This is a genomic window from Variovorax sp. ZS18.2.2 (assembly GCF_024701975.1).
Taxonomy (GTDB): Bacteria; Pseudomonadota; Gammaproteobacteria; order Burkholderiales; family Burkholderiaceae_C; genus Variovorax.
Genome location: NZ_JANLNM010000002.1, coordinates 551784 through 572402 on the forward strand (window position 1 = coordinate 551784; position 20619 = coordinate 572402).

Annotated in this window: 19 protein-coding genes; 6 read left to right on the top strand and 13 right to left on the bottom strand. The window is 68.7% G+C overall.

The features are described 5' to 3' along the window. Positions 1 to 9: 9 nt before the first annotated feature. From NU688_RS13050 to NU688_RS13065, 4 genes are all read right to left on the bottom strand, one after another. The gene (locus tag NU688_RS13050) at positions 10 to 474 is read right to left on the bottom strand and encodes a hypothetical protein (RefSeq protein ID WP_257861045.1); all 465 of its coding nucleotides are present in this window, start codon (positions 472 to 474) and stop codon (positions 10 to 12) included. A gap of 242 nt (positions 475 to 716) precedes the next feature. Then, on the bottom strand, positions 717 to 1262 hold the full coding sequence (locus NU688_RS13055; RefSeq protein WP_257861046.1) for a DUF4399 domain-containing protein: 546 nt from the start codon (positions 1260 to 1262) through the stop codon (positions 717 to 719). 96 nt (positions 1263 to 1358) lie between these two features. After that, positions 1359 to 2435, bottom strand: a complete 1077-nt coding sequence (locus tag NU688_RS13060; protein WP_257861047.1) for a carotenoid 1,2-hydratase — start codon at positions 2433 to 2435, stop codon at positions 1359 to 1361. Further along, a complete protein-coding gene (locus NU688_RS13065) occupies positions 2435 to 3511 on the bottom strand; it encodes a PLP-dependent cysteine synthase family protein (RefSeq protein ID WP_257861048.1) in 1077 nt (358 codons plus the stop codon). Before NU688_RS13065 ends, NU688_RS13060 begins: the two co-directional genes overlap by 1 nt. A 130-nt stretch (positions 3512 to 3641) precedes the next feature. Here NU688_RS13065 and NU688_RS13070 point away from each other — a divergent pair, with 130 nt between their 5' ends. Then, entirely contained in the window at positions 3642 to 6152 is a 2511-nt protein-coding gene (locus tag NU688_RS13070; RefSeq protein WP_374684649.1) for a penicillin acylase family protein, read from the top strand. A 5-nt stretch (positions 6153 to 6157) separates the two neighbouring features. Next, on the top strand, positions 6158 to 6877 hold the full coding sequence (locus NU688_RS13075) for an O-methyltransferase (protein ID WP_257861051.1): 720 nt from the start codon (positions 6158 to 6160) through the stop codon (positions 6875 to 6877). Positions 6878 to 6895: 18 nt separating this feature from the next. Here NU688_RS13075 and NU688_RS13080 read toward each other — a convergent pair whose 3' ends face one another. Then, positions 6896 to 9505: an FtsX-like permease family protein gene (locus NU688_RS13080; protein ID WP_257861052.1), complete on the bottom strand. Its 2610-nt coding sequence runs from the start codon at positions 9503 to 9505 to the stop codon at positions 6896 to 6898. An 85-nt stretch (positions 9506 to 9590) separates the two neighbouring features. Here NU688_RS13080 and NU688_RS13085 point away from each other — a divergent pair, with 85 nt between their 5' ends. Then, positions 9591 to 11060, top strand: a complete 1470-nt coding sequence (locus NU688_RS13085) for a serine hydrolase (protein ID WP_257861053.1) — start codon at positions 9591 to 9593, stop codon at positions 11058 to 11060. Between the two features lie 15 nt (positions 11061 to 11075). Here NU688_RS13085 and NU688_RS13090 read toward each other — a convergent pair whose 3' ends face one another. The 5 genes from NU688_RS13090 to NU688_RS13110 form a co-directional block, all read right to left on the bottom strand. Continuing rightward, complete coding sequence (locus NU688_RS13090; protein ID WP_257861206.1) at positions 11076 to 12308, bottom strand: RNA polymerase sigma factor; 1233 nt, start codon at positions 12306 to 12308, stop codon at positions 11076 to 11078. Beyond that, positions 12305 to 12670 carry a YciI family protein gene (locus NU688_RS13095; protein ID WP_257861054.1) on the bottom strand — a complete coding sequence of 122 codons (366 nt, stop codon included), beginning with the start codon at positions 12668 to 12670 and terminating at the stop codon, positions 12305 to 12307. The genes NU688_RS13090 and NU688_RS13095 overlap by 4 nt, the downstream gene beginning before the upstream one ends. A gap of 167 nt (positions 12671 to 12837) precedes the next feature. Then, positions 12838 to 14199 (bottom strand): NAD(P)H-dependent oxidoreductase, encoded by a 1362-nt coding sequence (locus NU688_RS13100; protein WP_257861055.1) that lies wholly within the window; start codon positions 14197 to 14199, stop codon positions 12838 to 12840. A gap of 4 nt (positions 14200 to 14203) precedes the next feature. Beyond that, a complete protein-coding gene (locus NU688_RS13105; RefSeq protein ID WP_257861056.1) occupies positions 14204 to 15079 on the bottom strand; it encodes a phytanoyl-CoA dioxygenase family protein in 876 nt (291 codons plus the stop codon). Then, a complete protein-coding gene (locus NU688_RS13110; protein WP_257861057.1) occupies positions 15076 to 15783 on the bottom strand; it encodes a GntR family transcriptional regulator in 708 nt (235 codons plus the stop codon). The genes NU688_RS13105 and NU688_RS13110 overlap by 4 nt, the downstream gene beginning before the upstream one ends. A 115-nt stretch (positions 15784 to 15898) precedes the next feature. Here NU688_RS13110 and NU688_RS13115 point away from each other — a divergent pair, with 115 nt between their 5' ends. Further along, on the top strand, positions 15899 to 16855 hold the full coding sequence (locus NU688_RS13115; RefSeq protein WP_257861058.1) for a threo-3-hydroxy-L-aspartate ammonia-lyase: 957 nt from the start codon (positions 15899 to 15901) through the stop codon (positions 16853 to 16855). Positions 16856 to 16861: 6 nt separating this feature from the next. Here the strand turns inward: NU688_RS13115 and NU688_RS13120 are convergent, their stop codons facing one another. The 3 genes from NU688_RS13120 to NU688_RS13130 are packed head-to-tail and all read right to left on the bottom strand — an operon-like array spanning position 16862 to position 19515. Next, positions 16862 to 17515 carry an ABC transporter ATP-binding protein gene (locus NU688_RS13120; RefSeq protein WP_257861059.1) on the bottom strand — a complete coding sequence of 218 codons (654 nt, stop codon included), beginning with the start codon at positions 17513 to 17515 and terminating at the stop codon, positions 16862 to 16864. After that, complete coding sequence (miaA, locus tag NU688_RS13125) at positions 17512 to 18537, bottom strand: tRNA (adenosine(37)-N6)-dimethylallyltransferase MiaA (protein WP_257861060.1); 1026 nt, start codon at positions 18535 to 18537, stop codon at positions 17512 to 17514. Before miaA ends, NU688_RS13120 begins: the two co-directional genes overlap by 4 nt. A gap of 57 nt (positions 18538 to 18594) precedes the next feature. Then, positions 18595 to 19515, bottom strand: a complete 921-nt coding sequence (locus tag NU688_RS13130) for an AraC family transcriptional regulator (RefSeq protein ID WP_257861062.1) — start codon at positions 19513 to 19515, stop codon at positions 18595 to 18597. Positions 19516 to 19740: 225 nt separating this feature from the next. Between NU688_RS13130 and NU688_RS13135 the strand changes: the two genes are divergently transcribed. Next, on the top strand, positions 19741 to 20103 hold the full coding sequence (locus tag NU688_RS13135; protein WP_257861063.1) for a c-type cytochrome: 363 nt from the start codon (positions 19741 to 19743) through the stop codon (positions 20101 to 20103). A gap of 39 nt (positions 20104 to 20142) precedes the next feature. After that, on the top strand, positions 20143 to 20616 hold the full coding sequence (locus NU688_RS13140) for a (2Fe-2S)-binding protein (protein ID WP_257861064.1): 474 nt from the start codon (positions 20143 to 20145) through the stop codon (positions 20614 to 20616). Positions 20617 to 20619: the final 3 nt, after the last annotated feature.

The following is a 20619-nucleotide window of genomic DNA, read 5'->3' on the forward strand; positions in this document are numbered from 1 at the left end:
TTGTTGGCGTCAGCAGTTGCCTTTTTTCGCCTGGCCGGGCGGGCAGAAATCGCGGCCATGGTCGCGGTCATGCCCGCGGTGGCCATGGCGGCGGTCATCGCGGTCGTGCCGCCGGTGGCCGTCGTCCCAGTCGCGGTTGCGGCGGGCTTCACGGCGGCGCCAGTCGCCTTCGGTCCAGCGCCAACCGCCACGGTCTTCGACCCAGCGGCCCGGCGCATAGGCATAGCCCGACCGCGCGGGCCGCCAGCCGCCGCGTTGCCACGCATACGCGCGGCCGTCCCAGGCCCAGCGGCCCGGCACCCAGACATAGCCGCCGCGCGGTGGCGGTGGTGCCTCGTAACGTGGCGGCGGCGGCGCCACCATGACCAGCCCGGGAACGTTGATGTTCACCGAGACCTGTGCGTTCGCGCCAAGGGGCGTGGCCAGCAATGCCAAAGCGCTGGCCAGGCCGAGCGCGGCGAGTCGAATCTTCATGGATCCTCCGTTTTTTCCAGATCGTGGGTATGCGAACTGCCAACGCACGGAAGTCGTCGCCGGTTGTCAGGCTTTGCGCGCGAGTGTGCTGTCCCACAAATAGCTGCGCACGAAATCGCGCCTTTCACGCCAAGGCGGCGTTGCAAATCCTCGCGATACCTACGGGTATCGCTGCGGTTTGCGCCTTGCCCTGACGCGAAACGCATCGATTTCGTCTGCGCAGCTATTTGCGGGACAGCACACTAGTTGGCCTTCGGAAGCACCGTGATCTCGATCTCCCGGCTGGTCACGTAGTACGGCACATGCTGGTGGTTGGCGAACAGCAGCCGCAGCTTGTGCTTGCCGGGCGGCAGGTCGAGCACCGCTTCGGTTTCGCCGTTGCCGTAGTGCTTGTAGTGCTGGTGCAGGTATTCGCCCGGCTTGTCGAAAGGAATCGGCGCCTTGATGTCCACCGGCAGTGGCATGTCGATCAGGATGTGGTGATGCCCGGTGTTCTTGATGTCGCCCGCGACCACGGGCGAAACCCCCATCCCCGAAGCCACGAACGCGACGCGAAACGGCGACCTCACCTGGTCTCCGTTCTTGATGTTCGTGAAGTACAGCAGTTTTTCTCCAGGCAGGAACGGCCGGGTGCGATCACTCGCGCTGATGTCGCTGATCACGGAGTCGGTGGCTTCCAGCGGCTTGAGCGCGACGTCGGGTGGCGCCGCAACGGCGAAGGTGGCGCTGATCGACAACAGCAGGGCACCGGCAACGACCAGCGTTTTCAGGGGGTGATGGATGTTCATGCCGGGACTTACGACGCAGCCCGTGAAACGGATGCATGCTGCCCCGTTTTTTCGATGGGGGCACACGGTGGCCTGCGCACGCACCCCGAGCAGAAACTACAGCCGCAGCGGCGCAGCGTAGCCCGTCATTTCCAGATAGCCCCGGCCCACGCGCTTTCCCTGCGCATCGAGCAGGTCGCTGAGGCCTTCCCAGTACACGCCGCCAGTCGAACCCCGGCTGTCCAGTTCCTGGTCGTCCAGCAGGGCGCGCACCTCGAAGTTGCCGGACGGCGTCTGCACACGCCACTGCGTCGGGTACTTCGCCTGCGTGCGCGGACTGTTCCACGCGTTGAGGCTCTCGAAACGCACCTCGTCGTTCTTGAAGACCCGCAGGACACCGTCGCGCGTGCGGAACGAGCCGCCACCCCACAAAGCGCTGCCGTCCTTTCGACGCAAATGAAAGGCGGTGAGCGCGCCACCGTCGTCAAGGTTCATGCCGATCCAGTCCCAGCCCACAGCCTCGGGGTGCATCAGCGCTTCGCTCCATTCGTGGTCGAGCCATGCGGTGCCAGCGACCTCGAAGGACTGGCCCTTGAGCGTGAGCTTGCCCTGCGTCTTGAGCTGGGGCTCGCTGTAGTAGTAGCTCGCCTGTGCTTCGTCGGGCCCCTTGCGCGAGAGGCCGGCGTTGCCTTGCAGCAGCACCGGCTGTGTCGGCGTGAAGCGCAGGTCGAGCGCGAACTCTCCGGCCGGAATGCGCGCCGCATAGCTGCCGTCCTTGCGCACCAGCGACCAGTCGCGCAGCCGCACATCGGTGTCGGCTTCGCTGGCCGATGCGACGCCGAAGCCCGCGCGCGCGATGCGCTGGTCGTGCAGCAACATGCGGCCTTCGAGGTCGGTAACGGCCGCATGCGCGAACACGAGGTTCTTCGCGGCGAAGGCCGAGCGCATGTTCTGGGTCGCGTCGATGCGGGAGCGGAAGAAGGTCACCTGGAAGCCGAACTCGCGCCCCGCCGCGCTCTTCGCGTGGCCGGTGATGTACCACCACTCGGTCTGCAGGTCGGGGTGGCTGCCGAAGTCGCGAGGGAACTGCAACGTGCGCAAAGGCAATGCCCAGCTCGCAGGCGCCGCGGCCAGGGCGGCGAGCAGCAGGCTGCGCCGCGAGAGGCCGAAAGGACCGAAGGACGAGAGTGGCATCACCCCGCCACCAGCGCATCGACGCGCTGCTGCGCCGGCCCGATGTCGCCGAACGCGTTCTGCACCCACGACGCATCGTGGTAGCTCGGCAGGTAGCGCTCGCCCGAATCGCACAGCAGCGACAGGATCGAGCCCTGCCGTCCGGCTGCGCGCATCTCCTGTGCCACCGCCAGCATGCCGATGAAGTTGGTGCCCGTCGACGGCCCCACCTTGCGTCCCAGCAGCGCCGAGAGTGCATGCATCGCCGCCACCGAATCGAGATTCGGCACCTCGATCATGCGATCGACCAGCGTGCGGATGAAGCTCGGCTCCACGCGCGGCCGCCCGATGCCTTCGATGCGCGAGCCGACTGCCGTCAGCTTGGCGTCGCCCGTGCGGTGGTAGGCCGAGAACACCGAGCCCTCAGGGTCGGGCACGCACACCTGCGTGTCGTGGCAGCGGTAGCGCAGGTACCGGCCGATGGTCGCGCTGGTGCCGCCGGTGCCAGCACCCACCACGATCCATTCCGGTATCGGATGGCGTTCCCGCGCCATCTGCTGGAACATGCTCTCGGCGATGTTGTTGTTGCCGCGCCAGTCGGTCGCGCGCTCGGCATACGTGAACTGGTCCATGTAGTGGCCGCCGGTGCGCTCGGCCAGCGCGCGGGCTTCCTCGTACACCTCTGCCGCGTGGTCGACGAAGTGGCAGCTCGCGCCGTAGAAGGCGATCTGCGCGACCTTCTCGGGCGAGGTGCTGCGCGGCATCACCGCGATGAAGGGCAGACCCAGCAGCCGCGCGAAGTAGGCCTCGCTCACCGCCGTCGAACCGCTCGAAGCCTCGACGATGGTCGTGCCCTCGCGCACCCAGCCGTTGCACAGCGCGTAGAGAAAGAGCGAACGCGCGAGCCGGTGCTTGAGGCTGCCGGTCGGGTGGGTGGATTCGTCCTTCAGGTACAGGTCGATGCCCGCTGCCGCGAGCGCGGGCAGGGGGAGCGGGATCAGGTGCGTGTCGGCGCTGCGCTGGTAGTCGGCTTCGATGCGTCGGATGGCGCCGCCGAGCCAGCCGCTGCAGGAGGGAGAGGAGGGTGTGGGCTGCATAGCGCGCCAGTCTACAAGTCATGCCTTGTAACCCGGCAGCCGGTGGAAATCGGGATACTGTGCGCTGCCATCAACAAGGCAGGAGACGAGACACATGAAAAGAACGAGCCCGCGCCTCGCAGCGCGACGCATGCCGAGCCATCGGCTTTCCATCCTCGGCGCACTTGCCGCCATCGCACTCGCCGGGTGCGCGTCCAGTCCTCCGGGCAGCGACACCCCCACGCGCCCCGCTTCATCCTTCACCGTCCCCGGCCTCGAGAAACCCGCCGAGGTGCTGGTCGACCGCTGGGGCGTGCCGCACCTGTACGCGGGCACGCTCTACGACGCCTTCGTGGCGCAGGGCTTCATCGCCGCGCGCGACCGGCTCTGGCAGATGGACCTGTGGCGCAAGCGCGGCCTCGGCGAAATGGCCAAGGACTTCGGCCCCGCCTGGGTCGAGAGCGACCGCGCCGCGCGCGCCGTGCTCTACCGCGGCGACATGTACCGCGAGTGGCTGGCCTACGGGTCGGACGCCAAGCGCGTGGCCGAAGCCTTCACCGCCGGCGTCAACGCCTACGTCGCGCAGGTTCGCGCGCAGCCCGCGCTGCTGCCCACCGAGTTCGCATTGCTGGGCTACCAGCCGGCGACGTGGTCGCCCGAGGACGTGGTGCGCATCCGCCACCACGGGCTCACGCTCAATTTCACTTCCGAGGTCGACCGCGCACGCGCTTTCTGCGCCGGCGGCCCGGGCGTCAAGGCCGACTGGCTGCGCCGCGAACTCGATCCGCCGGTCACGCCCAAGGTGCCCGTGGGGTTCGATCCCTGCACGATCCCTGCGGCAGAACTGCGCGCGGCCTACCTGCGGGCGACCGATGCGCCGCGCTTCACCAAAGAGAACACGCGGGTCGGCTTGAACACGAGCACGGCAGCTGCGCCGGTGGCGCTGCTGCCCGGCAGCGCCGAATCCATCGCCGCAAAGGCCGAGCAGGACGAAGCGCAGCAGCAAGCCCTGCAAGGTGACCCGACGGGCGGCTACGGCAGCAACAACTGGGTCATCTCGCCGAAGCTCACCTCCACGGGCCGGCCCATCCTGGCCAACGATCCGCACCGCTCGCACGGCGCGCCGAGCCTGCGCTACATGACGCACCTGAGCGCGCCCGGCATGGACGCCATCGGCGCGGGCGAGCCTTTCCTGCCTGGCCTGTCGATCGGCCACAACGGCACCATCGCCTTCGGCCTCACGCGCTTCTACATGGACCAGGAAGACCTGTACGTGTACCAGCTCAACCCGAAGAACCCCAACGAGTACCGCTACCAGGGCCGCTGGGAGCCGATGACGCGCGTCACCGAGCGCATCGCGGTGCGCGGCGAGAGCGCTCCGCGGGAGGTGGTCAACACCTTCACGCGCCACGGCCCCGTGCTGCTTTCCGAGCCCGGAAAGCGGCGCGCGTATGCACTGCGCGCCGCCTGGCTGGAGCCCGGCATGGCGCCGTACTTCGGTTCGATGGACTACATGCGCGCACGCAACTGGGACCAGTTCCGCGCCGCGATGAACCGCTGGGGCGCGCCGGGTGAGAACCAGGTGTATGCCGACAGCAGCGGCAATGTGGGCTGGATTCCGGGCGGGCTCACGCCGATCCGGCCCAACTGGGATGGCCTCATGCCCGTGCCGGGCGACGGCCGCTACGAGTGGTCGGGCTTTCGCAATGGCGACGAACTGCCGTCGGAATTCAACCCCGCGCGCGGCTATGTGGTGACCGCGAACGAGAACAACATCCCGCCCGATCATCCGGCCGCGAAGAAGGGCGTCGGCTACGAGTGGAGCGATGCGGCTCGTGCGCGGCGCTTGAAGGAACTCTTCGCCGCGAAGGTGGCGGCCGGGTCGCGCTTCACCATCGAAGACTCCGAGCGCATGCAGAACGACATCGTCGCGACGCCTGCACAGCGGATCTTGAAGCTGCTGGCGAACCTGCGCAGCGACGACGCGCAAACGGCCGCCGGCCTGCGCATGCTGCAAGGCTGGGACGGCACGATGGACCGCGACAGCGCCGCGGCCGCGCTCTACGAGGTGTGGAGCAGCAAGCCGCTGCGCGCGGCCGTGCTCAAGGCCGGCGCGGGCGATGTGGGCGCGCCTTTGGCAGCGCCGGGCGACAACACGCGCATGGTGCTGCTGCTTGAGAACCCGTTCGGCTGGATCACCGACGCGCAGCGCGATGCCCTGCTGCTGCAGACGCTGCCGCCCGCGATGCAGGAACTCACCGCCAAGCTCGGGCCCGACATGACGGCCTGGAAGTGGGGCACCCTGCACCGTGCGGAGTTCCTGCATCCGCTCGCCGGCGTGGTCGATGCGGCCACGCGCAAGAAGCTCAATGTGGGCGACTGGCCGATGTCCGGCTCCAGCTTCACGCCGATGGCGGCGACCTACCGCGCGAGCGACTACAAACTGACCTCGGGTGCGTCGTTCCGCATGGTGCTCGACGTGGGCAACTGGGACGCCTCGCGCGTGATCAACACCCCGGGCCAGTCGGGCAACCCCGACAGCCCGAACTACCGCGACCTCGCGCCGCTGTGGGTCGAGGGCAAATACGTGCCGCTGGTCTACAGCCGCGGGGCGGTCGAAAAGGAGACGGTGGAGCGTATCCAGCTGACGCCCGCAAAATAGGCGGCATGACCCTCGACGAACTCAACCGGAAATTTGCCGAAGTCCCCGCACGCCACAAGGAGGTCTCGATCATCGCGAGCATGGATGACGAGCCCGCCCGGCCCAGCCGGCGCCTGATGGACATCGCCCTCCAGGCGTGTTCGGCGGCGATGGACGTGGCGCTGCCCATCTACGAAGGTCGCGCGTCGAAGGAACCGCACTGGTTCGACACCTGGCCCGGCGAGCACTACCGGTTGCTGGCCGCGCTGGTGCGCACGCTGAACCCGAAGACGGTGATCGAGATCGGCACCTTCACCGGCATGGGCACGCTGGCGCTCGCGCAGGACCTGCAGCCATCGGGCACCCTGACCACCTTTGACCTGCTGGCGTGGGACAGTTTTGCCGACACCTGGCTTGCGCCTGCCGATTTCACCGGAGGCCGCGTGCGTCAGGTGCTCCACGACATCTCCACGCCGGGCGGCATCGAGCCGCATCGCGCGTTGTTCGAGTCGGCGGACCTGATCTTTGTCGACGGGCCCAAGGACGGTCGCACCGAAGCGGACATCCTCGCCAACCTGACCACGCTGAAGCTGTCGCGCGATGTGGTGATCGTGTTCGACGACATCCGCGTCGTGAACATGATCGACATCTGGCGCCGCGTCGCACAGCCCAAGATGGACCTGACCTCCTTCGGCCACTGGAGCGGCACCGGCCTGATCGACTGGAACGGAACGTCGGATCTCTGAGCGTTGAAAGAGGAGGGGCTACCAGTCCTCTTTCACCGCCAGCACCACATCCTTGCCCGCAGCAGCCCGTCCCGCCAGCCATGCGGTGACGGTGCCCGCCACCACCACCGCGCCGCACAGAGCGATGAGGCGCACCCACGGCACCAGCAAGTCCATCGTCCAGTGAAAGCTCTGCGGGTTGACCACCTTCACGAGCACCACCGACACCGCCAGCCCAAGCACCAGCCCGGCCACCGCGCCGATGGCCGTCCATGCCGCGCCTTCGCCCGCCACCACCGCCAGCACCTGCCGCCGCGTGAACCCCAGGTGCGCGAGCAGGCCGAATTCCTTCCGCCGCGCGAGCACCTGCGCGCTGAAGCTCGCGGCGATGCCGAAGAGACCAATGGCGATGGCCACGGCCTGCAGCCAGTAGGTCACGGCGAAGCTGCGGTCGAAGATGCGCAGCGACGTCGCGCGGATCTGCCCGACCGAGGCGATCTCGACCGAATCGGGTGATCCGTCACCCTGGCGCGCCGCGAGCGAGCGCACCGCGGCCTGCACGGCGCCTTCGGATGCGCCCGGCGCGAGCCACAGCGAGATGTCGCTCACGTCGCGCTGGCCGGTGATGCGCTCGTAGTCGCGCGCATCCATCGTGATCGCGCCGAACTGCCGCGCGTAGTCGCGCCACACGCCCGCCACGAAGTAGGTGTGCGCGGCTTTCGTGGGGAGCGCGGTGGCCGACAGCGCGGCCGCCAGCGGCGCGAAGGCGGTGCCCGGCTTCGCGCCGTAGAGCTCCATCATCGGCTCGCTCACGTAGATGCCGATCTGCCCCGAGGGCACGGGCAAGGCCGATCCCACCAGCGGCAGCGATTGCGACGCGCTGCCTTCCAGGCTGCGCGCGATCAGCGTCACGGCCGGCTGCGAGGCATCCAGCTGCAGCGACTGCGTGCGCAGCGTGCCCGTGCGCGCCACGCCGGGCAGTTGGGCCAGCACCTGCACGAAGGCGGGCGGAAAGGTGGCGGTGTCGGTACTGCTCGTGCCGCCGCTGTTGCTGCCGCGGCCACCCGAGGTGGCGCGCACATACAGGTCGGCCGGCAGCACCACGTCGAGCCAGTGCGTCACCGAATCGCGGAAGCTCGCGACCATCACCGTGAGCGCCACCGCAAGGCTCAGGCTCGCGACCACACCGCTCACTGCCACGGCCGCGGTGCCGCGCATGCGCCGCGCGCGTTCGATGGCGAGCATCGGCAACACGCGCTCGGCGAAGGCGGGCGCGATGCGGTCGTACAGCAGTGCGATCAGCCAGGGCAGGGCGGTGATGCCGCCCACCAGCAGGCACGCCACCGAGAGGTACGCCGCCACCGGAATGCCGCCGATGGCCGGAATGTTCGCCAGTGCCGCGCTGAGTGCGATCAGCCCGAGCGCGAGCCAGTGGCTGCGGCTCTGCGTGGGCGCGGCGCCCAGGCCCTTGAGCGTCTGCGCCTCGGGCAGCGCCTGCGCGGCGCGTGCGGGCCACCAGCCGCCCACCAGTGCGGCCACCACGCCGAGCCCGCCGTACAGCAACGCCGCGCCGCCGCTCCAATGCAGCTTGGGCGCGACGCCTTCAAAGTACCCACCGCCGAGGTCGCCGCCCAGCACCCGCAGCGCGAAGGCCGCGAGCGCGGTGCCGAGCGCAAGGCCGGCGGCGCTGCCGATCACGCCCAGCACCAGCGATTCGGCCAGCACCAGCCGCAGCCGTTCGCGCGGCGTGAGGCCGAGCACGCCGAGCAGCGCGAACTGCTGCGCCCGCTTGGCGACGCTGAGCGCGAGCACTGAGAACACCAGGAACGCCCCTGTGAACAGCGCCACCAGCGCCAGCACCGTGAGGTTGACGCGGTAGGCGCGCGACAGGTTGCTCACGCGCTCGGCTGCATCGCCGGGCTCCGCGAATTGCACGCCCGCGGGCCAGCCGGGGGATTTCTGAAGCGCATCGATGAAGGCCGCGCGGTCGGTGCCGGGCGCGAGCCGCAGGTCGATGCGGCTGAGGCGGCCGACCTGGTCGAACAGGTCTTGCGCAGCCGCGATGTCCATCACTGCGAGCGCTGTGCCAGTGGCGGCGACGTGGCCTGCCACGCCGAGCCGGTGCCACGTGGCGCCGCTGCGCAGTTGCACAGTCTCAGTGGTGTCGCCGCTGGCTTGCGCAGGCAGGCCGAGCACGGTGCGCGCGGCGGCGTTGAGGAAGACATGGCCCGGCGCGAAGAGCGCGAAGCGGTCAGCACCCGCTTCGGGTTGCGGCATCAGCGCGGGTGCGATGGTGGGCAGCACCAGTGCATCGACGCCGATCACGCGCATCGGCACCTGCCGTTCGCCGCCGGCCAAAGCAAGGCCCTGGAACTCGAGCACCGGGCTCGCGAGCGTCACCTGCGGATGCCGCGCCAGTTGCGCGAACACGGCCTCGTCGAAGCCGCCCTGCACGGCGCGCACTTCGAGATCCGGCTGGCCGTTGACCGAGCGCACCGCGCTGGAGAACTCGTCGAGCGCCGAGGCGTTGATGAGCTGCACCGAGAACGCGAGCGCCACGCCCAGCATCACGGCCAGCACGGCCGCTGCGTTGCGCCAGGGGTGGTGGCGCAGTTCCTGCCAGGAGAAGGTGGTGAGCAATGCACGCATGCGCCGATTGTGGCCGTGGGACGCCTTTGTTACATCGGCGTGGCACGATGGCGCCTCTTTCGATGACGCCCCGAGGAATTCGACGATGCGGCTCCTGCCCCCAGCCTTGTCCACACCCATGTTCCCGGTGATGCGCCGCCGCTGGTTCGCGGCCTGGCTTCTTGCCCCGCTGCTGGCCGGCAGCGCCGCCGCCCAGCTCCAGCCGCCGCAGCAGCAACAGCAACAACCCCTTTCCCTCGCGAGCGACCCGGCTGTGCTGGCCAAGGCGGCACTCGGGGCAGAACGCGGAACGCTGGTCATCGGCCTCTTGCGCAACGGCAAGGCCTCGTACGGCGCCGCCTACAACCCCGAGCCGCTTTCGCCCCCGCGCCCCATCGAGCCCAACAGCGCCGAGCAGCCGATGTTCGAGATCGGCTCGGTCACCAAGGTCTTCACCGGCCTCCTGCTCGCGCAGGCGGTGGAGCGCGGCGATCTCAAGCTCGACGACACCGTGGGCAAGGTGCTCGCGGGCAAGGTCCAGGGCGTGCCGTCTGCGGCGGCCGCGGTCACGCTCAAGCAACTCGTCACCCACACGGGCTGCATGCCCGTGATGGCCGACGGCGTGACGGGTGGTGCGCCGCTGGCCGAGCAGCTGCGCAGCTTCGACAAGCCGATGTTCTGGGCCGCGCTCTCGCGCATCAAGCTCACTGCGCTGGCGGCGCCATGCGAAGCCGCGTACAGCAACTTCGGCATGGCGCTGCTCGGGCAGCTGCTGGCCGAGCGCTACAACACCTCGTGGGGCGAACTGGTGCGCGCGCGCATCACTGAGCCGCTGGGCATGAACGACACCGTGATCCCGCTCGGCGACAAGGCCTCGCGCATGGCCCCGGCCTTCGCTGGCGACCGCCGTCAGCCGCTGCTGGACATGATCGCCTACGCGCCGGCCAGCGCGCTGCGCTCGACGGCCGCCGACATGATGACCTTCAGCCGCGCCGTCCTCGCCGGTGCCAGCGGCCCGCTGGGCCCGGCCGCCGCGCGCATGCTCACGCCGCTGGCGCGCTACGACGGCGCCGAGATCGGCTATGCGGTGATGGTGCGCGGCCCCGAGGGCGGGCGCCGCACCTACTGGCACGCGGGCCTCACCGAGGGCTACCGGACGCTGTGGCTGATCGCGCCGGACACCGGCGAGGCGCTGATCGTGCTCAGCAGCAACGCGCGCGCGCCGTTGCAGCCGGTGATGCTGGCCATCGGCAAGAACCGCTATCCGGTGTCGACGACCGAAGTGCCGGTCGATCCGAAGCGGCTGGAGGACTACAAGGGCGAGTACCGCATCAGCAAGACCAAGGCCCTGGGCTTCACCGTGCGCAACGGGCGGCTGCTGGTGCGGGAGACGGGGCGCGGCTACAACGCGCTCACGCCGACGGGGACCGACCGCTTTGCGGTGGCGACCATCGGGGCGCAGATCGTGTTCCAGCGGGGCGCTGGCAATGCGGTGGTGGGGGTGACGTTGGCGCAGGGGGGTAGTCAGCTTGAGGGGCGGCGGGTGGGCGATGCGGTCGCTGTGCCACAGGAATAAGAAGAGACGCGTCGCTCAGAGCCGCTGCGACATCGCATTGAGATACGCCCGCACCGCCGCATTCGCACTCAACCCGATCGCGCGGTCATAAGCCTGCCGCGCCGCGGCACGCGCACCGCCAGCCGCGAGCAGGTGTGCCCGTGCCGCCCAGAACGGCTGGTAGCTCGCCACTTCGTCCGAAGGAATAGCCTCCAGCGCCCGCAGTCCGACTTCGGGCCCGCGCGCATTCGCAAGCGCACAAGCGCGGCTGACCTGCGCGCCGATGCTGGGGCGCAAGGCCAGCAGGCCTTCGTACAACGACACCAACACCTCGGGCGCCACCGGTGCGCCCACGCGGCGCTCGCAATGGGCCGACTGGATGGCGGCTTCCAGCTGGTAGGCACCCAGGGATTTCATTTCCGATGCCAGCCGCAGGCACCGCTCAGCCTCCGCGAGCAGGTCGGGGTCCCAGCGCAAGGTGTCCTGCTGGTCGAGCGGTACATACGCGCCGGTCTCGCTGCGCCGGGCGGCGGCGCGGCTTTCGCAGAAGAGCATCAGCGCGAGCAGGCCCAGCGGCTCGGGTTCGTTCGGCATCAGGTGGCAGAGGATGCGGCCGAGGTCGATGGCTTCGGACGTGAGGCCGCGCGGCAGCGCATCGGCGCCGTCGACGTCGTCCCAGCCGGTGCCGTAGGCGGCGTAGATGCCGTCGAGCACGTCCTGCAGCCGCTGCGGCAGGTCGCGCGCCTGCGGATATTCGAAGGGAATGCCCGCCGCACGGATGCGCGCCTTGGCGCGCACCAGCCGCTGACCGAGCGTGGAGGGCGCGGTGAGAAAGGCGCTGGCCATGCGCACTGCGTCCAGGCCGAGCACGGTCTGCAGCATCAGCGGTGCGCGGGCCGCCGCATCGATGGCCGGGTGCGCGCAGACGAAGAGCAGGCGCAGCCGCTCGTCGGGGACGGCGGTGCCCTCGGCGCTGGCCTCGTCCATCTCGCCGGCCAGCAGCAGCAGGGTCTGGGTGGCCTGGTCCTGCACGCGGGTGTGGCGCCAGGCGTCGAGCTTGCGGTGCCGCGCCACGCTCAGGAGCCACGCATCGGGCTGCGCCGGAATGCCATCGGCCGGCCAGCGTTCGAGCGCGCGCGCGAAGGCGTCGGCAAGCGCGTCTTCGGAGGCGGCGATGTCGTGCGTGCGCGCCGACAAAATCGCCAGCAGCCGGCCGTACGACTCGCGCGCCGCCTTTTCGGCGGCCTGATGAGCCGCCGGATCGTTCACGACGATGTTGCCGCTGTGGCTGTGAAGACCGGCCGCACCTCCACGCCGCCGCTGGTGGCGCAGGGCGCGCGCGCGGCCCATTCGAGTGCAGCGTCGAGGTCGGGCACGTCGACCACGAAGTAGCCGCCGAGCTGCTCCTTGGTGTCGGCGAAGGGGCCGTCCTGCACCTGGCGCTTGTCGCCGCGCACGCGCAGCGTGGTGCCGGTCATGGGCGGAAAGAGGCCGTGGCCGCCGAGCGCGACGCCCGACTGGCGCACCGCATCGGCATACGCGACCCAGCTGGACCGATAGGCCTCTGAGGACGCGTCTTCGCGCTGTTCGAATTCGGCCGCGGGCTGATAGAACATCAACATGTACTGCATGGTGTCTCTCCGTGAAGGAAAAGCTTGCTGAGCAAGAGCGCTCACCACAATGACGGCCCGCAGCCGGTCATTTCGACACGGGAGGTCCGTGTCGCGCAGATTATTTTTTACGCGATTGCCGTTTGGCGCAACGGTTGCGCTACCTACTCCTTTCGGCTGGTACCGCTTTAGGCTGCCTTGGTTTGAACAGAGGCCGAGAACATGTTTTCCATCTCGCTGCGCAGCTTGTAGGCAGCGGTCGAGGTGTCGATCGCCACGTCGGCCCAGCTCAGGCTCTGGCCCTTCTTCACGGGGCGCACGAGCTTGACGTTGTGCGCCAAACCCAGCGGCAGGCCGCCCAATCGCAGTGAGCGCTCGGCCGGCAGCAGCTTGCCCCACACGGTGTAGCCGCCTTCGCCGTCGAGCATCTCGCCCGCCGCGAGGTCGCGCTTGGCGGTGGCGACCACGTCGGCGTTCCAGCAGGTGGCCACGCCGGTCGCTTCGCCGCGCAGCGCCACGCTCGCGACCGACATGCCGACCTCCAGGCCGATCAGGTGCCAGCGCTTGTAGAGCGTGAAGTAGCGCCCGCTCGGGTCGGTGTGGGCGTTGTATTCCTCGAAGCAGTTCTTGATGTAGTCGGTCTCGGCCTCGACCGTGACCCACACGCCCATGCGGATGTCGTAGGGAATTTTTCTGCCATCGGCTTCGAGCGAGGAGATCACCTCGACCATGCCCTTGCGCTCCAGCACGCCGCCTTCGCTCTTCGGGCGGGTGACGAAGGGAATGTCTTCCACGCTCGCGGGCGGGTAGAGCAAACCGTCCGATGGCACGGTGAGGCCGGTGGCGTTGGCCACTGCCGAGCTTTCTATGGAGGGCTTGGAGCCATCGAGAAAGCTGTTGAACATCTTCGGGTTGAGCCCGCCGCGCAGCGCCTGCTCGGGCGTGAGGCCATAGTTGCCCCACACGGTCTCGGGCGTGGATTCGGTGAAGTGCGGCAGCCACTTGTGGCCGCGCCCGGCCGCCACCACCGGGAAGCCGCAGGTGCGCGCCCAGTCGACCAGGTCGCAGATGAGCGCCGGCTGGTCGCCGAAGGCCAGCGAATAGATCACGCCCGCCTGCTGCGCCTTGTGTGCGAGCAGCGGGCCGCAGAACGCATCGGCTTCCACCGTCACGTTGACCACGTGCTTGCCGTGCGCGAAGGCGTCGAGGCAGTGGTCGACGGCCGCCACCGGATTGCCGGTGCACTCGACCACGATGTCGATGGAGGGCTCGCGCGTCACGGCCTGCCAGTCGTCGGTGATCCAGGTGGTGCCGGTTTTCAGCGCTTCCTGCACCGAGCCTGCGGCGGCGCGGCCCGGCGCCCAGCCCACGCGTTCGAGGTTGATGCGCGCCGCATCGGGCGACAGGTCGGCAATCGCGACGAGCTGCACGCCGGGCGTGCGCGGAATCTGCGCGAGGTACATCGAGCCGAACTTGCCGGCGCCGATCAGGCCGATGCGGATGGGGCGGCCTTCGGCGGCGCGCTGCTGCAGGCGGGTGTAAAGGCTCATGGGGTCAGGCCTCCGCGGTGTCGAGCACTTCGAGCGAGGTCTTGAGCGCACTTTCGGGCAGGCCGTTCTTCCACGGCACATCGACGGGGTAGGGCTTCCGCAGGCAGTCGTCGGGCAGCATCTCGATGGGCGTGAAGTCGCGATGCGCGATGTACTCGGGCCGCTTGTGGCGGCGGATGTGGTTGCTGACGGCGCACAGGCTCAGGTACACCGCCACGCGGTTGAAGGGCGAGAGGTTGCTGCCCGAGGCGTGCACGAGGCAGCTGTGGAAGAGGATCATCGAACCGGCCGGGCCCTTGGGCGAGGCGATGCCGCCCTCCTTGCCGCCGGCGCGATCCACGAGTTGCGCGATCAGGTCGTTGTCGACGGTCCACAGCGGGTAGCTCGTGGTCGTGAGGTCATGCTTCGCATCGACCACGCCCTTGCGGTGGCTGCCCGGAATGAACATCAGCGGGCCGTTGTGCTCGTTCACGTCGTCCAGAAAAATCGCGACGTTCATCGCGCGCTCGGTGGGCATCAGGTCGTCGTTGAGCCAGGTGCCGTAGTCCTGGTGCCACTGCCACACCTGGCCTTCGAAGGCCATCTTTCCGTTGATCTTGAACTGGTGCATGTAGACCTCTTCCTCGAAGAGGTCCATCACCGGGCCGACCATGCGCGGATGGCGCGCGAGCCTGGCGAAGGGTTCGCTGATGAGGTGCGCGGCGAAGTTCGTGCGCACGGCGTCGGAGCCTTTCTCGCGCACGTTGAAGGCCTCGCGCTTGCTGTACAGGTCGGGCACCGCATCGGTCAGCGCCTTCGTCTCTTCGGGCGAGAAATGACTGGGGAAGAACAGGTAGCCGTCGCGCTCGAACTGCGCGCGTTGCTCGGGGGTCAGCTTCATGCCTTGTCTCCTTTGTGGGTAGGGGTGTGGGTGGGGGCGTTGCGGGCCTGCTGTTCGGTCAGGCGCCGGGCCAGTGCCTCGCTGGCCTGTGCGACGTGTTCTTCGCTCAGGCGCGCGGCGCGGTCTGCGTTGCCTGCGGCAATGGCGTTGGCGATGGCCTCGTGTTCGTCCCAGAGCGATTCGCGCTGCGGCTCGGCCTGCAGCACCGCGCCCATCGCGCGGCGCAGGTGGCGCCAGTGCGGGTCGGCGCTCTGGCCGATCAACGGGTTGCCCGAGGCGTCGTAGATCGCGCGGTGAAAGGCCACGTCGGCATCGATCATGGCTTCGACATTGCGCCCGCGTGCCGCGCGCCGGCCGCGTTCGATGAGCTTGCGATCGATGCGAAAACGTTGCTGCGCCGCGAGCCGTGCAGCGAGCACGTCGAGCACGCCGCGCACCTGGTAGATGTGGCGCATGCCCTCGGCATCGAGCGGTGCCACCAGCACGCCGCGGCCGGGCGCGTCGTGCACGAAGCCGTCTTTCTTCAGGAGGCGCAGCGCCTGCAGCACCGGCTGTCGCGACACCGAGAGGCGCTGCGCGATGTCTTCCTGCGTGATGCGCTCGCCCGGCGCCAGCGAGCCACTGCTGATGGCGCCGAGCAGGGCGCGGTAGACCTGGTCGACGAGGTCGGGGGCGACTTCGATGCTGACGAGCTGGGCGGGCATGGGCGGCTTTCTTTTGAACTCTGTATACAGAGTACGAACTTCGGCGCCGTCGCATCAACCGGGTTTTTACCCATGGGGACTGCAAAAGAACGTAAGCCTTCGCTAAGCTCGACCCATGCAACTCCCTACCTACGACGACGTCACCGCCGCGGCCGCGCGGCTCGAAGGCCATGCCCACCGCACGCCGGTGCTGCAATCGACCACCGCCAACGCGCGCTGGGGCGCGCAGTTCTTCTTCAAGTGCGAGAACTTCCAGCGGATGGGCGCGTTCAAGTTCCGCGGTGCGTTCAACGCACTCTCCAAGTTCGATGCGGCGCAGCGCAAGGGCGGTGTGATCGCTTTCTCGTCGGGCAACCACGCGCAGGCCATCGCGCTGTCGGCGCGGCTCCTGTCGATGCCCGCCGTGATCGTCATGCCGAAGGACGCGCCGGCCGCCAAGGTCGCGGCCACGCGGGGCTACGGCGCCGAAGTGGTGCTGTACGACCGCTTCACCGAAGACCGCGAGGCACTCACGAAGCGGCTCGCGCAAGAACGCGGCATGACGATGATTCCTCCCTACGACCACCCGGATGTGCTGTCGGGGCAGGGCACGGCGGTGAAGGAACTGATCGAGGAGACGGGGCCGCTCGATCACCTGTTCGTGTGTCTTGGCGGCGGCGGGCTGCTGTCGGGCTCGGCACTGTCAGCGCGTGCGCTGTCGCCCGATTGCAAGATCCATGGCGTGGAGCCCGAGGCGGGCAACGACGGGCAGCAGTCGTTTCGCACAGGGAAGATCGTGCACATCGAAACGCCCAAGACCATCGCCGACGGGGCGCAGACGCAGCACCTGGGCCAGTACACCTTCGGCATCATCCAGCGCGATGTGAACGACATCTTCACGGTGACCGACGACCAGCTCGTCGATGCGATGCGCTTCTTTGCCGAGCGCATGAAGATGGTGGTGGAGCCGACGGGTTGCCTTGCCTTTGCGGGCGCCATTGCGGCAGGCAAGGCGATCGCGGGCCAGCGCGTGGGCATCGTGATCAGCGGCGGCAACGTTGACCTGTCGCGCTACGCCGCGCTGCTCGCGTAAATCGCTTCAGGCGCGGATGCCTGCTGCCGTCAGGTGCAGCAGGCGGTCTGCACGGGCGGCCGCGCTCTCGGAGTGCGTCACCAGCACCAGCGACGCGCCGTGCTCGCGCGTCTGGCCAATCAGGAGCGCCATCACTTTTGCCGCGGTGGTCGGATCGAGATTGCCCGTGGGTTCGTCGGCGAGCAGCAGGGCGGGCCGATGCACCAGGGCTCGCGCAATCGCCACGCGCTGCAACTGGCCACCCGAGAGCGTCTGCGGCAGCCGCGCGCCCATGCCGGGCAGGCCGACCGCATCGAGCATGTGCGCGACGCGGCCATCGTCTTTTTTCTTCTCGCCCAGCAGCATCAGCGGCAGCGACACGTTCTGCGCCACATCGAGATGCGGCAGCACGTGGAAGGCCTGGAACACGAAGCCGACGTGCTTGCGCCGCCAGAGCGCGCAGGCTTCGCCGTCGAGCGCGCCGATGTCGGTGCCGTCGTGCGTCACCGTGCCCTGGTCCCAACTGTCGAGGCCGGCCATGCAGTTGAGCAACGTTGATTTGCCCACGCCCGATTCGCCCACGATGGCGACGAACTCGCCGGGCTGAACCTCCAGGGTCACGTTCTCGAAGACCGGCGATTCACCGTAGTGCTTGCCGAGGTTGGAAATGCGCAGCGTCATCCGGGTTGGGTGGTCTTGGCGATCAGTTGAACGGCGGTCTGCACCGCGTCGGGCGCATCGCAGGCGATCACGGTGCGCTGCGGCATGCTGCGCAGCCAGGTGATCTGCCGCTTGGCGAGCTGGCGCGTGGCGGCGATGCCGCGTTCGCGCAGATCATCCATGGCCTTGGCGTCAGGCGCGGAAGTGCCGCAGGCATCGAGCATCTCCCACGCCTGCCGGTAGCCGACGCAGCGCATCGAGGGCAGGTCGGTCGAGAGATCGCCGCGTGCGCGCAAAGCCTTCACCTCGTCGATAAAGCCGGCGGCGAGCATCGCGTCGAAGCGGTCGGCGATGCGCGAGTGCAGCCAGGCGCGGTCGGTGGGTTCGAGCGAGAAGAGCACGCCACCGTCCACGGCCTTCGCGGTCTTGTTGTCGCTTGCGTGAAAGCTCGCGAGCGGCTGGCCGCTGCTCTCCCACACTTCGAGGGCGCGCTGGATGCGCTGGCTGTCTTGCGGTGCGAGGCGCGCGGCCGTCACGGGGTCGACCTCGGCAAGCCGTGCGTGCATCGCGGGCCAGCCCCGCTCGGCGGCTTGTGCGTCGATGCGCGCGCGCACCGTGGCATCGGCTGCGGGCATCGCGTCGATGCCGTCGAACAGCGCCTTGAAATACAGCATCGTGCCGCCCACCAGCAGCGGCAATGCGCCGCGCGCGCGGATCTCGTCGATGAGTCGCGTCGCATCGGCCACGAAGGCGGCGGCACTGTAGCTCTCGCGCGCATCGAGGATGTCGATCAGGTGATGTGGCACGGCGGCCTGTTCGGCCGCGGTGGGCTTGGCGGTGCCGATGTCCATGCCGCGGTAGACCAGCGCGGAATCGACCGAGATGATTTCGACCGGCTGCAGTTGTGCGAGCGCGAGCGCGGCGGCCGTCTTGCCCGAAGCGGTGGGGCCGGCGAGCGCCACGTAGCGTGGCAAGCCGGAAGGCGCAGCGGCAAGCGAGGCCGAAGGAGCGGCCTCGGCGGCCGGTGCGGAACGGGAAAACATGGTGCGCCGAGGGTAGCAAATGGCGCGCGCCGGTCGGCGGGAGGGGCGCGGATGACCCTAGGTCGCTTCGCGCATCCGCCGTATATCGCGCAGCGGCGGCGCGCCGAACAGCCGCGCGTATTCGCGGCTGAACTGCGAGGCGCTCTCGTAGCCCACGCGCACGCCCGCGGTGCCGGCGTCGATGCCCTGGTTCAGCATCAGCTGCCGCGCTTCCTGCAGGCGCAGTTGCTTCAGGTACTGCATCGGGCTCATGCCCGCCACGGCGCGGAAATGCTGGCGAAAGGTCGAAGGACTCATGTGCACGGACGCGGCCAGGTCGTCCGCCAGCACGGGCTGCGTGAAGTTCACCTTGAGCCAGGCCATGCTCTGCACCACCTGCTGGCTCGGCGAGCCGACCGCCACGAGGCGCTGCAGTTGCGGGCCATGGCGCCCGGCGAGCAGCCGCACGAGAATTTCGCGCTGCAAGAGCGGCGCGAGCTGCGGCAGCAACCGGGGCTCGTCGATCAGTTCGACGAGCCGCGTCACCGCGCCGAGCAGGGTCGTATCGAGGGCGCCGAGCGACATGGCGCGGTAGCTGGAATCCTTGCCCGGCTGGGGCAGGGCCATCTCGGCGGCTGCCTGCACCACGGTGCGCGGATCGAGCCGGAGCATGAGGCCCATGAAGGGTTGCGCGGCGCTCGCGTGGGTGATGTGCGTCACGACGGGCAGATCGGCGGTCGTCAGCAGCGATTGGCCCGCCGAATAGTCGAACACCTCCTCGCCGAGCGCGACCCGTTTCTGTCCGCTCACGGTGATGCCGACGCCGAAGCCGTAGAGGCAATGCATCGGATCGGTCGTGGCGCTTCGGCGGTGCAGCGAGAGCTCGGGAATCGCGGTCAGGTAGTCGCCGTCGCTCTGCGCAATGCGCGCGACCGCCCGGGTCAGGTCGCCCAGGACGCCCGATCCCTCTTCCTGCTTCGCCGGCTGTGCCGCTTCCATCTGAATCCTTTCGAATGACGCGAGTGAAAAAGTCTAGCTGGCGCACTTCGTGTGCCACGCGTTTACGGCGCAGTCTCGTTGTTTCAGGCAAGAACACGCGCGGATTGGGCAAACGGCGAGTGGGTCTTCGCTCGACACTGATCCGCGATGTGCCGGCCTGCATGCGGTGTCATGCGCCGAGAGCCATCCGTCGATTCAGACAACTCTCTTTCCCACGAAACCACGATGAAAACAGAAACGACCGACTCCCCGCGAAACCAGCCGCGCGCTCTCGTCGCCTCCCTGGCCATGGTCCTGGGCCTTGGCGCTGGTGCCATGTGGCCCCTGCACGCCAGCGCGAGCCTGGCACTGGCGCAGAAGTATTCGTGCGTCGCATGCCACCAGCCCGCCACCAAGGTGGTGGGCCCGTCGTGGAAGGACATCGGCGCGAAGTATGGCGACGGCAAGGGCACTGCAGCGCAACTCGCCGCCAGCATCAAGGCCGGCAGCTCTGGCAAATGGGGCCCGATGCCGATGCCGCCGCAGGCCCAGGTCCCCGATGCCGACCTGCAGGCGCTCGCGCAGTGGCTGCTCGACGGCGCCAAGTAAACAGATTCCACCCAACCACCACCCACGGAGAAAAAGAACATGACTGCGCTCCACGTCAATGGCCGTGACCACACGGTCGATGCCGATCCCGGCACCCCCATCCTCTGGGCCCTGCGCGACACGCTGGGCATGACCGGCACCAAGTTCGGCTGCGGCGCCGCGCTGTGCGGCGCCTGCACCGTGCACCTCGATGGCCAGGCGATCCGTTCGTGCATCACGCCGATCTCCGCCGCAGAGGGCAAGAAGATCACCACGATCGAAGCCACCACCGATGGCAGCGACCCCGTCGGCGCATCCGTGCACGCCGCGTGGGTCAAGCACGACGTCGCGCAGTGCGGCTACTGCCAGAGCGGCCAGATCATGAGCGCGACCGCGTTCCTGAAGTCGCTGCCCAAGGGCAAGCAGCCCAGCGTGGACGAGATCGATTCGGCCATGGCCGGCAACATCTGCCGATGTGGCACCTATGTGCGCATTCGCGCCGCCGTGGCCGATGCGGCCCGCAACCTTGCCTGAGGA

Excerpts from the sequence above, each read along its gene's own strand:
- NU688_RS13075 (WP_257861051.1), top strand. The coding sequence starts at position 6,158 with ATGACCCTCGACGAACTCAACCGGAAATTTGCCGAAGTCCCCGCACGC.
- NU688_RS13065 (WP_257861048.1), bottom strand. The coding sequence starts at position 3,511 with ATGCAGCCCACACCCTCCTCTCCCTCCTGCAGCGGCTGGCTCGGCGGC.
- NU688_RS13055 (WP_257861046.1), bottom strand. The coding sequence starts at position 1,262 with ATGAACATCCATCACCCCCTGAAAACGCTGGTCGTTGCCGGTGCCCTG.
- NU688_RS13120 (WP_257861059.1), bottom strand. The coding sequence starts at position 17,515 with ATGACGCTGCGCATTTCCAACCTCGGCAAGCACTACGGTGAATCGCCG.
- NU688_RS13060 (WP_257861047.1), bottom strand. The coding sequence starts at position 2,435 with ATGCCACTCTCGTCCTTCGGTCCTTTCGGCCTCTCGCGGCGCAGCCTG.
- NU688_RS13110 (WP_257861057.1), bottom strand. The coding sequence starts at position 15,783 with ATGCCCGCCCAGCTCGTCAGCATCGAAGTCGCCCCCGACCTCGTCGAC.
- NU688_RS13050 (WP_257861045.1), bottom strand. The coding sequence starts at position 474 with ATGAAGATTCGACTCGCCGCGCTCGGCCTGGCCAGCGCTTTGGCATTG.
- NU688_RS13085 (WP_257861053.1), top strand. The coding sequence starts at position 9,591 with ATGCGGCTCCTGCCCCCAGCCTTGTCCACACCCATGTTCCCGGTGATG.
- NU688_RS13100 (WP_257861055.1), bottom strand. The coding sequence starts at position 14,199 with ATGAGCCTTTACACCCGCCTGCAGCAGCGCGCCGCCGAAGGCCGCCCC.
- NU688_RS13115 (WP_257861058.1), top strand. The coding sequence starts at position 15,899 with ATGCAACTCCCTACCTACGACGACGTCACCGCCGCGGCCGCGCGGCTC.
- NU688_RS13130 (WP_257861062.1), bottom strand. The coding sequence starts at position 19,515 with ATGGAAGCGGCACAGCCGGCGAAGCAGGAAGAGGGATCGGGCGTCCTG.
- NU688_RS13135 (WP_257861063.1), top strand. The coding sequence starts at position 19,741 with ATGAAAACAGAAACGACCGACTCCCCGCGAAACCAGCCGCGCGCTCTC.
- NU688_RS13105 (WP_257861056.1), bottom strand. The coding sequence starts at position 15,079 with ATGAAGCTGACCCCCGAGCAACGCGCGCAGTTCGAGCGCGACGGCTAC.
- NU688_RS13070 (WP_374684649.1), top strand. The coding sequence starts at position 3,642 with ATGCCGAGCCATCGGCTTTCCATCCTCGGCGCACTTGCCGCCATCGCA.
- NU688_RS13080 (WP_257861052.1), bottom strand. The coding sequence starts at position 9,505 with ATGCGTGCATTGCTCACCACCTTCTCCTGGCAGGAACTGCGCCACCAC.
- NU688_RS13095 (WP_257861054.1), bottom strand. The coding sequence starts at position 12,670 with ATGCAGTACATGTTGATGTTCTATCAGCCCGCGGCCGAATTCGAACAG.
- miaA (WP_257861060.1), bottom strand. The coding sequence starts at position 18,537 with ATGTTTTCCCGTTCCGCACCGGCCGCCGAGGCCGCTCCTTCGGCCTCG.
- NU688_RS13140 (WP_257861064.1), top strand. The coding sequence starts at position 20,143 with ATGACTGCGCTCCACGTCAATGGCCGTGACCACACGGTCGATGCCGAT.